At 68.2% G+C, this 12,992-nt stretch carries 11 protein-coding genes, 1 pseudogene and 1 riboswitch; of the genes and pseudogenes, 3 read left to right on the top strand and 9 right to left on the bottom strand.

Annotated features, from left to right (window positions below; genetic code table 11):
- Positions 1-137: 137 nt before the first annotated feature.
- The 9 genes and pseudogenes from IEY79_RS02510 to IEY79_RS02470 form a co-directional block, all read right to left on the bottom strand.
- A complete protein-coding gene (locus tag IEY79_RS02510) occupies positions 138-578 on the bottom strand; it encodes a DUF2809 domain-containing protein (protein ID WP_189105554.1) in 441 nt (146 codons plus the stop codon).
- An 88-nt stretch (positions 579-666) separates the two neighbouring features.
- Positions 667-819: pseudogene (locus IEY79_RS02505) on the bottom strand (TerD family protein); the annotation flags it as partial.
- A 62-nt stretch (positions 820-881) separates the two neighbouring features.
- Positions 882-1,427, bottom strand: coding sequence for a GNAT family N-acetyltransferase (locus IEY79_RS02500; protein WP_189105553.1), 546 nt, complete (start codon positions 1,425-1,427; stop codon positions 882-884).
- 59 nt (positions 1,428-1,486) lie between these two features.
- Entirely contained in the window at positions 1,487-2,506 is a 1,020-nt protein-coding gene (locus tag IEY79_RS02495) for a ribonucleotide-diphosphate reductase subunit beta (protein WP_189105552.1), read from the bottom strand.
- Positions 2,506-4,890, bottom strand: coding sequence for a ribonucleoside-diphosphate reductase subunit alpha (locus IEY79_RS02490; RefSeq protein ID WP_189105551.1), 2,385 nt, complete (start codon positions 4,888-4,890; stop codon positions 2,506-2,508). Before IEY79_RS02490 ends, IEY79_RS02495 begins: the two co-directional genes overlap by 1 nt.
- 148 nt (positions 4,891-5,038) lie before the next feature.
- A riboswitch (cobalamin riboswitch) is annotated at positions 5,039-5,163 on the bottom strand.
- Positions 5,164-5,247: 84 nt separating this feature from the next.
- On the bottom strand, positions 5,248-5,775 hold the full coding sequence (locus tag IEY79_RS02485) for a GNAT family N-acetyltransferase (protein WP_189105550.1): 528 nt from the start codon (positions 5,773-5,775) through the stop codon (positions 5,248-5,250).
- Between the two features lie 112 nt (positions 5,776-5,887).
- Complete coding sequence (locus IEY79_RS02480) at positions 5,888-6,094, bottom strand: YbdD/YjiX family protein (protein WP_189105549.1); 207 nt, start codon at positions 6,092-6,094, stop codon at positions 5,888-5,890.
- Positions 6,091-8,286 (bottom strand): carbon starvation CstA family protein, encoded by a 2,196-nt coding sequence (locus IEY79_RS02475; protein WP_189105548.1) that lies wholly within the window; start codon positions 8,284-8,286, stop codon positions 6,091-6,093. The genes IEY79_RS02480 and IEY79_RS02475 overlap by 4 nt, the downstream gene beginning before the upstream one ends.
- 236 nt (positions 8,287-8,522) lie before the next feature.
- A complete protein-coding gene (locus IEY79_RS02470) occupies positions 8,523-9,287 on the bottom strand; it encodes a GntR family transcriptional regulator (protein WP_078075156.1) in 765 nt (254 codons plus the stop codon).
- 280 nt (positions 9,288-9,567) lie between these two features.
- On the opposite strand from IEY79_RS02470, the gene IEY79_RS02465 reads away from it, so the two are divergent.
- From IEY79_RS02465 to IEY79_RS02455, 3 genes are all read left to right on the top strand, one after another.
- Positions 9,568-10,869 carry a sugar ABC transporter substrate-binding protein gene (locus IEY79_RS02465; RefSeq protein WP_189105547.1) on the top strand — a complete coding sequence of 434 codons (1,302 nt, stop codon included), beginning with the start codon at positions 9,568-9,570 and terminating at the stop codon, positions 10,867-10,869.
- 201 nt (positions 10,870-11,070) lie between these two features.
- On the top strand, positions 11,071-12,090 hold the full coding sequence (locus IEY79_RS02460) for a carbohydrate ABC transporter permease (RefSeq protein WP_189105546.1): 1,020 nt from the start codon (positions 11,071-11,073) through the stop codon (positions 12,088-12,090).
- Entirely contained in the window at positions 12,087-12,989 is a 903-nt protein-coding gene (locus IEY79_RS02455; protein WP_189105545.1) for a carbohydrate ABC transporter permease, read from the top strand. Before IEY79_RS02460 ends, IEY79_RS02455 begins: the two co-directional genes overlap by 4 nt.
- Positions 12,990-12,992: the final 3 nt, after the last annotated feature.

Genomic DNA, 12,992 nt, shown 5'->3' with positions numbered 1-12,992 from the left:
TCGACGGTTCATGACAGTCCTGCCACTGCCCTTTGTTCCGGGGAGCGACGACAGTGGAGGCATGAACTCAATCGGTGGTTACCTCGTCGTACTTGCCCTTTTCGGCCTTCTCGCCCTTCCCGGGCTCATCGGGCACCTCAGGGACCGCGCCATCGACCGCCAGCTGCGGCGCGCTGAGCACCCGGAGGAACCGGAGCCGCCGGCCGGCCGGTCACCCACGTATGCGCCAGCGCGGCGGCAGCCGCACCGACCGCGTACCACAGCAGGTCAGGCGCATTGAAGGTCGACCCGAGCACAAGCCGCACGACCACACTGCGCTCGGCCGGCCCGGCGGTCGCCCCGGTGAGCTGAAGCAGCTCGACGCCGCAACTGATGACGAGCGCCACGGCTCCGCCGACGAGGGGCCGCACCCGGGGAACGGCCAGCACCACCAGGACGTACACGAGCACGGTGTACAGCGCGACCCCGCCGTACTTGGCGACGTCACCGCCCGCGACAACCCGAATCCCAAGCCCGGCGCCCACGACCCCGAGGGCAACCCCGGAGGCCACCAGACGCGCACGCGCGAGAGCACTCATACGGGGAAGCCTATGCGGCCGTGCGGGGACGGGGGACGGGGCGGCCTCCGGCTCAATTGCCACGGGGGACAGTTGAGCCGGGGGGCGTTCACTCGGCGATGTCGACCCCGTATCCGCGCGCGAGGGCGTCGAGCCCGTGGTCGTAGCCCTGGCCGACGGCCCGTAGGCGCCAGACAGGACCCCTGCGGTAGATCTCGGCGAGGAGCACCGTGCGTTCGGTTGTGGCAGCGTCCAGGGTGGACCCGACGTGCTGCTCGGTGATCTCGTCGTTGAGCTGCACGTCCTCCTGCAACACCGTACGGATCAGGCGTCAGCCGCTCGCTCTCGGCGTAGTTCCCAGGTCCGGAGCGTCGCGCTGCGCGAGCCGCTCTCGCGGATCACCGGTGGCTCGTCCGTGAGGCGGAATCCCGTCCTACGCGCCACCGCCGCGCTCGCCGTGTTGTCCGGTTCTATCCGGAGCACCGCACGGCGGACTCCCGCGTCGTGGAACGCGTGCGGGAGCATCAGGCGTACCGCTCGGGAGGCCAGGCCCCGGCGGCGGTAGGGGGCGCCGATCCCGTAGGCGAGCTCTACCTCGGAGCCGTCCTCCGTCGCCTTGAACAGCAGCACCTCTCCCATCGGGGTGTGCCCCTCCGTCGTGATGGCGAGTTGGAGTGCCTCGCCCGCCGCCTGCCGTTCCCGGGCGCGGGCCACGTACGCGCGCGCCGCCGTCTCGTCGAACGGCGCCCGCAGTGGCGTCCAGCGGTCCATCTCGGGCTCGTCGAAGAGCGCCGACAGGGCGGGGACGTCCGCCTCGGTCCATTCGCGGAGTTGAAGGCCGTCACCTGCGGGGACGGGGGTATGAAACATGGAGTCATCGTGCCCGAGCCCCGTGGCACCCGCCACGGGGCTCAGGCAGTCACGCTTCTCTAGAAGTCGTCGTCGAAGCCGACCGTGCCCTCCACCGCCACCTGGTACGCCGACGGGCGGCGTTCGAAGAAGTTCGTCAGTTCCTGGACGCCCTGCAACTCCAGATACGAGAACGGGTTCTCGGAGCCGTACACCGGTGCGAAGCCCAGGCGCTGGAGGCGCTGGTCCGCGACGCACTGGAGGTATTCGCGCATCGACTCCGTGTTCATGCCCGGCAGGCCCTCACCGCACAGATCGCGGCCGAACTGGAGTTCCGCCTCGACCGCCTCCTTCAGCATGTCGGTGACCTGCTGCTGGAGCGCGTCGTCGAAGAGGTCCGGCTCCTCCTTACGGACGGTGTCCACGACCTCGAAGGCGAAGTTCATGTGCATCGTCTCGTCGCGGAACACCCAGTTGGTGCCGGTGGCCAGTCCGTGCAGCAGACCGCGCGAGCGGAACCAGTAGACGTAGGCGAACGCTCCGTAGAAGAACAGTCCCTCGATACAGGCCGCGAAGCAGATCAGGTTCAGCAGGAAGCGGCGGCGGTCCGCCTTCGACTCCAGACGGTCGATCTTCTCGACCGAGTCCATCCACTTGAAACAGAACTGCGCCTTCTCGCGGATCGACGGGATCTCCTCGACCGCGTCGAACGCCGCCGCCCGGTCGGCCGGATCGGGGAGGTAGGTGTCGAGCAGCGTCAGATAGAACTGGACGTGCACGGCCTCCTCGAAGAGCTGGCGGGAGAGGTAGAGCCGCGCCTCGGGGGAGTTGATGTGCTTGTAGAGCGTCAGCACCAGGTTGTTCGAGACGATCGAGTCGCCCGTCGCGAAGAACGCGACCAGCCGGCCGATCATGTGCTGTTCGCCGGGGGAGAGCTTGGCCAGGTCGGAGACGTCGGAGTGGAGGTCGACCTCCTCCACCGTCCAGGTGTTCTTGATCGCGTCGCGGTAGCGCTCGTAGAAGTCCGGATAGCGCATGGGGCGCAGCGTCAGTTCGAAGCCCGGGTCGAGCAGGTTCTTCTCTACGGCAGGGGTGGTCATTACTGGCAGGCCTCGCAGGACTCGGGGTTTTCCAGGGAGCAGGCGATCGCGTCGGTGTCCGGCGCCATCTGAAGGGGCACCGTCGCCGGCTGCGACTTCGCCGCGCGGGCGATGCGTGTCGCCGGGCGCGAGCGCAGGTAGTACGTCGTCTTGAGGCCCTTCTTCCAGGCGTACGCGTACATCGAGCTGAGCTTCCCGATGGTCGGCGTCTCCAGGAACAGGTTCAGCGACTGGCTCTGGTCGAGGAACGGGGTGCGCGCCGCCGCCATGTCGATCAGGCCGCGCTGCGGGATCTCCCAGGCCGTGCGGTACAGCTCGCGCACCTCGGCCGGGATCCAACTGAAGCCCGCCACCGAGCCGTTGGCCTCGCGCAGCGCCTCGCGGGACTGCGCGTCCCACACCCCCAGCCGCTTCAGCTCCGCCACCAGATACGCGTTGACCTGGAGGAACTCGCCCGACAGGGTCTCGCGCTTGAAGAGGTTGGAGACCTGCGGCTCGATGCACTCGTAGACGCCCGCGATGGAGGCGATGGTCGCGGTGGGCGCGATGGCGAGCAGCAGCGAGTTGCGCATGCCGCTCCGCGCGACGCGCGCCCTCAGCGCGTCCCACCTCTCGGGCCAGTTGAGCGTCACGTCGTAGTGGTCCGGGTGCAGCACGCCGCGCGCCGCGCGGGTCCGCTCCCAGGCCGGCAACGGGCCCTCGCGCTCGGCGAGGTCGCAGGACGCCTCGTACGCGGCGAGCATGATCCGCTCGGCGATCCGGGTGGAGAGCGCGGCGGCCTCGGCGGAGTCGAACGGCAGCCGCTTCTTGAAGAAGACGTCCTGGAGGCCCATCACACCCAGGCCCACGGGGCGCCACTTGGCGTTGGAGCGGCCGGCCTGCTCGGTCGGGTAGAAGTTGATGTCCACGACCCGGTCGAGGAAGGTCACGGCGGTACGGACACTCTCGTCCAGCCGCTCCCAGTCCAGCTCGCCCGACTCGGTGACGAACGCGCCGACGTTGACCGAGCCGAGGTTGCAGACGGCCGTCTCGCCGTCGTCCGTGACCTCCAGGATCTCGGTGCACAGGTTCGACGAGTGCACGACGGTGCCGGGCTCCGCGGTCTGGTTCGCCGTACGGTTCGAGGCGTCCTTGAAGGTCATCCAGCCGTTGCCGGTCTGGGCGAGGGTGCGCATCATGCGGCCGTACAGCTCGCGCGCGGGGATCGTCCTGCGGGCGAGGCCCGCCGCCTCGGCCGCGCGGTACGCCGCGTCGAAGTCGTCGCCCCACAGGTCGACCAGTTCGGGCACGTCGGAGGGCGAGAAGAGCGACCAGTCGCCGTCCGCGTCGACCCGGCGCATGAACTCGTCGGGGATCCAGTGCGCGAGATTCAGATTGTGCGTACGGCGCGCGTCCTCGCCGGTGTTGTCCCGCAGCTCCAGGAACTCCTCGATGTCCGCGTGCCACGTCTCCAGATAGACGCAGGCCGCGCCCTTGCGCCGGCCGCCCTGGTTGACGGCGGCGACCGAGGAGTCCAGCGTCCGCAGGAACGGGACGATGCCGTTGGAGTGCCCGTTCGTACCGCGGATCAGCGAACCGCGGGCGCGGATACGGGAGTACGAGAGGCCGATGCCGCCCGCGTGCTTCGAGAGACGGGCCACCTGGTGGTAACGGTCGTAGATCGAGTCGAGCTCGTCCAGCGGGGAGTCCAGCAGATAGCAGGACGACATCTGGGGGTGCCGGGTGCCGGAGTTGAAGAGCGTGGGGGAGGAGGGCAGATAGTCGAGCCGGCTCATCAGGCCGTACAGCGCGGCGACTTCGTCCACGGCGGCCGGGGAGTCGTCCTTGGCCAGCCCGGACGCGACGCGCAGCATGAAGTACTGCGGTGTCTCGATGACATCCCGCGTGATCGGGTGCCGCAGCAGATAGCGGCTGAAGAGCGTGCGCAGGCCGAAGTAGCCGAATCGGTCGTCGGCGGCGGCGTCGATCAGCGCGTCGAGACGAGCGGCGTGGCGCGTGACGAACGCGGCGGTACGGTCGGCGATCAGGCCCTCCGCGTGGCCCACGGCGACCGAGGAGGAGAACGAGACGGCGCCCTGTCCCGCGGCCTCCTCCGCGATGGTGCGGGTGAGGAGGCGGGCGGCGAGGCGGGAGTACGCGGGGTCCTCGGAGATCAGCCCGGCGGCGGCCTCGGTGGCCAGCTCACGCAACTCGGCCTCGTCGGAGGCGGCGTTACGGCCACGGAGGGCGGCCGCGGCGACCTTGCCGGGGTCGGTGTCGGCCAGATCGGCGGTGAGGTCCGTGAGGACCCGCAGAAGGCCCGTCCCGGGGCCGTCGGCCGGCCCGGTGTTCTCCTGTACCCGCTCGGCGATCGCTGAAGCCGGATCGGCTGGCGCGATGGTCACGTGGTGCTCTCCCTCGCTCGGCTCCGGGCCAGGGGGAGGGCATGGCGGCGCACGCCCGCGTACGCCGTTTCCCGGAACCGGGCGGCGAGCGGTGCGGCGTCCACCGGCCCTGCCTCGGAGCCCGGACGTCTCGGCACCCGGACCGGTCGATCCGGGAGCGCCGTCGGCAGGTGCTCGGACTCGCGGGTACGACAAAGCGCACCACAGCACACCGTTGCGGGACAGTTCCGGATTCCCACCGGATTCTCCTGCGGCGACAGCAGACTTGAGCATACATGTGGGGTTGGTTCGGAGCGCCACCCCCCACATGTTGTGTCGTGGCTGTTTCGCCTTGCCCGGAATCGGCCGTGAAAGGGCTTAGATCTCCAGGCTGTAGGTGAGGAGGGGCGAGAGCGCGGGCACCGGCGACCAGTCGCGCTCAGGCGTCCGTACGAAGCCCAGCCGCTCATAGATCCGGTGCGCGGCCAGCATCGCCTTGTGGGTGGACAGACACACCCGTACGCACCCCTCGGTGGCCCGCGCCCGGTCCACACACGCCCTGACGAGCGCCTCGCCCACACCGCGCCCCCGCGCGGAGCCCGCGACGGCCAGCATGCGGAACTCGGCCTCGCCCTCCCCGGCGATGTTGGCCCACGCGGACCCGCCGACGGCGTACGCCACCCCGCCGAGGACCGTCCCGCCCCCGTCGACGGCCACGAGCACCTCCGACCCGTCGGCCCGCGCCGCGACGTCGCGCAGGAACTCCAGATAGGGATCGTCCTCCCCGAAGTCCAGCAGCCCGTCGTCCAGATAGGCGCGGGCGGTGATCTCACCCAGCGCGTCGTACTCCTCGGGCCGTATGACCCTGATCGTGAAGCCGGTCTCCGGCCGTGTCGCCTCGTTCATGACAGCAGTGTGCGACACCCGTCCGGGGGCGCGCGCCGGAACCCCCGCGACGGCCGAAGGGCCCGCCGCTCCCTCTCGGGAACGGCGGGCCCTTCAGTCGTTCAGCACTCGTTCAGCAGCAGCGGAACCCTTCCCTCGGGTCCGCCTCTCGGGCGTCCGTCCGGCTGCGTTCGAAGGCGCGGCGTGACATGGGCTCCGTCGTGGGGTCGCAGGCGCGCGTGTGTGCCACGTAGTGGTCGTACGCCGACTCGCCCGTCAACTCCCGTACGTACCAACGGATCCGGCCGACGGCGTCGCGCACCTTCGACGCCGACGTCATGACGGGTCCGCCCCGGTCGGCACCTTCGCCCGGGCGGCGGCGGCCAGTTCCGCCTTCTCCTCCTTCGTGGGGATCAGGCCCGCCGGTGCCACGATCTCCGACTTCACGTACGGCGTCTCCGACAGCTTCACGCTCTCCGGGTGGCGGATCGCCTTGTAGCAGACCCGCGCCGCGTCGGCGATGACCACGATGATCAGGACCGCGAAGAGCGCCGAGAGGACGCCGTCCACCGTGGAGTTGGTGACGACCGTGTGCATGTCGTCCATCGTCTTCGCCGGCGGGATCACCTCGCCGTTGTCGATGCCCGTCTGGTAGACGTCCCGCTGGGTGAAGAAGCCGACCTTCGGGTCGTCGGAGAAGATCTTCTGCCAGCTCGCGGTCAGCGTGACCGCCGCGTCCCAGGCGAGCGGAACGGCCGTCACCCAGGCCCATTTGAGCCGCCCGGACTTCACCAGCAGCGTCGTGCACACGGCGAGCGCGACCGCCGCCAGGAGCTGGTTCGCGATGCCGAACAGCGGGAAGAGCTGGTTGATGCCGCCCAGCGGGTCGTGCACGCCGACCCAGAGGAAGTAGCCCCAGGCGCCGACGACCACGGCGCTGGCGAACCAGACGCCGGGCTTCCAGCTGACCTGGCGCATCGGCTTGTACACGTTGCCGAGCATGTCCTGGAGCATGAAGCGCCCGACGCGCGTACCCGCGTCCACCGTCGTCAGGATGAACAACGCCTCGAACATGATGGCGAAGTGGTACCAGAACGCCTTCAGCCCCGCGCCGCCGATGACGGACGAGAAGATGTCCGACATCCCGAGCGCGAAGGTCGGCGCGCCGCCCGTGCGGGACAGCAGGCTCGACTCCTCCACATCCTTGGCCGCCTGGGCGAGTTGGTCGGGCGAGATGGTGAAGCCCAGGTTGGCGACCGCCTGCGAGGCGGATTCGACCGTGCCGCCGATGACACCGGCGGGGGAGTTGACCGCGAAGTACAGACCCGGGTCGATGATGCACGCCGTGATCATCGCCATGATGGCGACGAACGACTCGGTGAGCATCGCGCCGTAGCCGATCATCCGGATCTGGGTCTCCTTCTGCACCATCTTCGGCGTGGTGCCCGAGGAGATGAGCGAGTGGAAACCGGACAGCGCGCCGCACGCGATCGTGATGAAGACGAACGGGAACATCGAACCGGCGAAGACCGGACCGTCACCACGGCTCGCGAACTCGGTGACCGCGTCCATCTTCATCGTCGGCAGCGCGACGACGACACCGATCGCCAGCAGCGCGATCGTGCCGACCTTCATGAAGGTCGACAGGTAGTCGCGCGGCGCCAGCAGCATCCAGACCGGCAGTACGGAGGCCAGGAAGCCGTACACGATCATCCAGATGACCAGCGTGCCGGCCTCCAGCGTGAACGTGTCCGCCAGCGAGGACTCGGCGACCCAGCCGCCGGCCACGATCGCGAGCAGCAGCAGCGCCACGCCGATGAGGGAGACCTCGCTGACCCTGCCCGGCCGCAGCACCCGCAGGTACACGCCCATGAAGAGCGCGATCGGGATGGTCATCGCGATGGAGAAGACACCCCACGGCGAGTCGGCCAGCGCGTTGACGATGACCAGCGCCAGCACCGCCAGCAGGATGATCATGATGAGGAAGACCGCGATCAGCGCGGCGGCGCCGCCGAACGGGCCTATCTCGTCACGGGCGATCTGGCCGAGCGAACGGCCGTCGCGGCGCGTGGAGAAGAAGAGCGTGACCATGTCCTGGACCGCGCCCGCGAAGATGACGCCCGCGACGATCCAGATGGTGCCCGGCAGATAGCCCATCTGCGCGGCCAGCACCGGCCCGACGAGCGGCCCCGCGCCCGCGACGGCCGCGAAGTGGTGGCCGAAGAGCACGCGCCGGTCGGTGGGGTGGAAGTCGACGCCGTTGTCGAGCCGTTCGGCGGGCGTCGCCCGCGTCTTGTCGACCTTCAGCACCCGCCGTGCGATGAATCTGGAGTAGAAGCGGTAGGCGATCGCGTACGAACCGAGTGCCGCCGCCAGCATCCAGGCGGCGGAGATCTCCTCTCCGCGCGACAGCGCGAGGACGCCCCAGCCGACCGCGCCCACCAGGGCGACGAGCGCCCATATCGCGATCGACTTCGGCGTGAGACGCCCGGACGAGTTCTGCGCGGAACTTGCTGGTGCCGGCTCTGGCATGGCGAGTCGTCCCCTCACTGGTCACCTGCTGAAACTCGCAGGAAATCTAAGGGACCGTCTCGGCATGCGTCACCCCCCGTCCGCATTTCGGTAAGGCAACGTTGTACGTGCCCCACACCTGCGCCGGTTCCGGAACGTACCGTCTGACGTGCTCTTTCGCCGGTCTCGTTCGATCTGACTCGGTCTGGCTCGGTCTCGGCCGGTCTCGCCCGGTGCCGTCCGGTGCCCGCCCGGTCTCAGTCGGTGGGCCGACGCAGCCGCGCCACGAACTTGTACCGGTCGCCCCGGTACACCGAACGCACCCACTCCACCGGTTCCCCGGCGGTGTCGATCGAGTGCCGCGAGAGCATCAGCATCGGCAGGCCCACGTCCGTACCGAGCAGCCCCGCCTCGCGCGGCGTCGCCAGCGACGTCTCGATCGTCTCCTCGGCCTCCGCCAGATGGACTCCGTACACCTCCGCCAACGCCGTATAGAGCGACGTGTACTTGACGAGCGAGCGGCGCAGCGCGGGGAAACGTTTGGCCGAAAGGTGTGTGGTCTCGATGGCCATCGGCTCGCCGCTCGCCAGCCGCAGCCGCTCGATGCGCAGCACGCGCCCACCCGCGGTGATGTCGAGCAGCCCGGCGAGCGTGTCGTCCGCGGTGACGTAGCCGATGTCGAGCAGTTGGGAGGTCGGCTCCAGGCCCTGCGCCCGCATGTCCTCGGTGTACGAGGTGAGCTGGAGCGCCTGCGAGACCTTGGGCTTGGCGACGAACGTGCCCTTGCCCTGGATCCGTTCGAGCCGGCCCTCGACGACCAGCTCCTGGAGCGCCTGGCGCACCGTGGTGCGCGAGGTGTCGAACTCGGCCGCCAGCGTGCGCTCCGGCGGTACGGGCGTGCCCGGGGGAAGCGTTTCCGTCATGTCGAGCAAGTGCCGCTTCAGCCGGTAGTACTTGGGTACGCGTGCGGTACGGGTGGCTGCCCCGTTCTCGGTCTCGGTGCCGCCCCCGTCCGTGGCCATGGTCTGCCTTCCCGAGTCCTGCGCTGCTGCCGTCACCGGCTCCTCCGTCTGTCGCGGCTCACATGGTGGCACGGTCCGGTCGCGGGTCGTCTCCCCGATCCAGGTGTCGGTCCGATAACGGACACGACAGCCCTCTTATACACCCTTGACACCCCTAAAGGTCTAGGCCAAGCTCCCCGTACTGGTCTAAACCATTAAAGACCAGGTCCCAGCCCCGGTGGTACTCGTCGTAAGTCTTCGCGGTGGGGAGGGGGTTGCAGGAATCCCTGAGGAGGGTGGCGTGAAGCGCAAGCTCATCGCGGCGATCGGCGTCGCGGGCATGATGTTCTCGGTCGCGGCGTGTGGATCCGACGACAGTGACTCGGCGAAGGACCCGAAGGACCGCAAGGACACAGTCACCGTCTGGCTGATGGTGGACGCGCAGAGCACCTGGCCGGAACTGGTCAAGGACGTCAACGCGCAGTTCAAGGAGAAGTACCCGAACGTCAAGGTCAATGTCCAGTACCAGCAGTGGGCGGACAAGGCCAAGAAGCTCGACACCGCGCTCGGTGGTGACAAGTTCCCGGACGTGGTCGAGCTCGGCAACACCGAGACGATGCAGTACATCCTCAACGGCGCCGTCGCCGAGGTCGATCCCAAGAAGTACGACAACTCGGACACCTGGATCCAGGGACTCAAGGACACCTGCACCTTCGAGGGCAAGCAGTACTGCGTGCCGTACTACGCCGGTGCGCGCGTGGCCATCTACAACACGGACATGCTCAAGAAGGGCGCCGGCCTCGACACGCTGCCGGAGACCGAGGACGAGATGCTCGCGGCCCTCGACAAGGTCGCGGCGGAGAGCGGCAAGAAGGACAAGCGCTTCTCCAGCCTCTACCTGCCGGGCCGTTACTGGTACGCCGCCATGTCCTACGTCGCGGCGTACGACGGCAAGATCGCCGAGTACGACGAGGGCGCGAAGGAGTGGAAGGGCGCGCTCTCCTCGCCCGAGTCGCAGAAGGGCATCCAGCACTTCATCGACCTGGTCAAGAAGTACAACAAGGCCGACCAGACGAAGGACGAGCAGGACCACGCCAATGTGATGGCCAACGAGAAGGCGGCCCTCATCTACGGCAACGGCTGGGAGTCGGGCTCCGTCATCGACGGCAAGAACAACGGCAACCCGAAGCTTGAGGGCAAGATCCTCACCGCCGGAATGCCCGGCCCGAACGGCAAGGCGCTGCCCTCCTTCATCGGCGGCTCCGACCTCGCCATCACCAGCAAGTCCAAGGTCCAGGACCTGGCCGAGGACTGGGTCTCCATGTTCACCAGCGAGAAGTCCATGGAGGTCCTCGCCGGCAAGAACATCCTCCCGAACAACGAGAAGCAGCTTGAGCCGCTGAAGGCGAAGCCGGAGACGGCGCCGATCGCCAACGCCGTGCCCGACGCGTGGTTCACCCCGATCGCGCCCGGCTGGACCTCCATCGAGAAGGAGGAGGTCCTGGAGAACATGCTCCTGTCGATCCTCAAGGGTGACTCCGTGGCCGACGCCACGAAGGAAGCGGACTCGAAGATCAACGAACTGATCAACGAAGAGTCCTGACCCCAGGTCCTCAGCCTCGGCCCGGGACTCGGAACTGGAGTCCCGGCCCAGGATCCTGAGCGCCAGGGCCTCCGGTGTCCCCGCCCCCGGAGGCCCGTCGGCTCACGGGCGGGCGGGCGGGGGCCCGGTCACGACCGGCCCCCGCTCCCCGCCCTTTCGGGCGCGGAATCGGTGCAGAGAATGAAACGGAAGGTCAGTCACGTGACTGCTGCCGACACGCAGGAGGCCGCCGGACCGCCGGCGCCCCCGGTACCGCGTGACCCGAAAGGGACAGACGGCCGGCCGGGCCCGGAGAAGGAGACGGTCCGGGCCACCGGGAAGAGACGCCGCAGAAAAGGCGAACTCCTGCCCTTCCTGCTGATCCTCCCGGCGATCGTCGCGATCGCCGCCGTCTACGCCTTCCCGCTCACCAAGACCGTGATCATGTCCTTCCAGGACATGGGCCGGCGCGAGCTGTGGACCGGGGAGTCACCTCCCTGGGTCGGCTTCGAGCAGTTCACCAACATCCTCGGTGACGAGGAGTTCTGGTACGTCTGCGGCCGCACCGTCCTGTTCATGGCCGTCTGCGTCGGCCTCACCATGACCATCGGCCTGCTGGTCGCGATGATGATGACGCGGCTCTCCAACTGGGTGCGCCTGACACTGACCGCGGCACTGATCGCCGCCTGGTCGATGCCCCTGATGGTCGCCGCCTCGATCTTCCGCTGGCTGTCGGACTCCGACTACGGCCTGCTGAACACCCTGATAGCCAAGGTCGCCGGCGAGGACTTCCTCGGCCACAACTGGTTCCTCGACCCCTGGCAGGGCTTCGCGATCATCACCCTGCTCGTCGTCTGGGGCGCCGTCCCGTTCGTCGTGATCACGCTGTACGCGGCCCTCACCCAGGTCCCCCGGGAACTGGAGGAGGCGGCGGCACTCGACGGCGCCGACGTGCGCGGTATCTTCCGCTATGTGACCTGGCCCGTCATCCGCCCGGTCTTCGTCATGGTCACCACACTCTCGGTGATCTGGGACTTCAACGTATTCGGCCAGATCTGGCTGTTGCGCGGCAACAAGCCCGAACCCGAGTACGAGACCCTCGGCCTCTACTCCTTCTCCAAGGCTTTCGAGTCCACCTCCTTCAGCCAGGGCACGGCGATCGCCCTGATCACCGTCCTGCTGCTCTCCGGCGTGGCCGTGTTCTACCTGCGGCAGCTCATGAAGACAGGAGAGGTCGAATGAGCACCTCAACCTCCACCGTGCCCGCGCCCGTTCCGGCCCCGTCCCCGGCGGCCGTCGAGCAGAAGCTGCGTCCGGACCGCAAGAAGAGCCGCGGTATCTACGACGTGCTGGGCCTTCTCTTCGCCGTCGTCATGGCGTTCCCGGTGTACTGGCTGATCATCAGCTCACTGCGGCCCAACCACGAGATCCGCTCCTACGACCAGACGCTGTGGCCGTCGTCCCTGACCTTCGACAACTTCGCCCGCGCGGTCGAGCAGCCGAACTTCTCCACCGCCGTCCAGTCCAGCCTGATCGTCTCGGTCACGGCGGTCGTCGGCGGCATGATCATCGCGACCCTGGCGGCCCTCGCCATCGGCCGGTTCAGATTCTTCGGCCGCCGCGCGCTGCTGATGGTGCTGATCCTCGTCCAGATGCTGCCGCCGACGGCGATGCTCATCCCCATCTACGCCCAGCTCAACGCGATCGGGGGCCTGGACGAGTACTGGGGCTTGATCGTCGTCTACCTGGTGTCGACCCTGCCGTTCGCGATCATCATGATCCGCGGCTTCGTCGTGAACATCCCGGTGGAGCTGGAGGAGTCGGCCATGGTCGACGGCTGTACGCGGATGGGCGCCTTCCGGCGGGTGATCTTCCCGCTGCTGGCCCCGGGTCTGGCGGCGGCGTCGATCTTCGCGCTGGTCAACGCGTGGAACGAGTACCTCTTCGCGTACATCCTGATCAACGACAATTCCAAGTACACGCTCAATGTGTGGCTCATGACGTTCACCACCGAGCGCGGCACCGACTACGGGGCGCTGATGGCGTCCTCGACCATGATCGCGCTGCCCGTGGTGGTGTTCTTCATGATCATTCAGAAGAAGATGGCGACCGGTCTGACATCCGGCGCAGTAAAGGGATAGCGC

It is taken from the genome of Streptomyces camponoticapitis, assembly GCF_014646115.1.
Taxonomy (GTDB): domain Bacteria; phylum Actinomycetota; class Actinomycetes; order Streptomycetales; family Streptomycetaceae; genus Streptomyces; species Streptomyces camponoticapitis.
The sequence above is the reverse complement of the archived record's forward strand: the minus strand, read 5'-3'. Positions and strand labels throughout refer to the sequence as shown.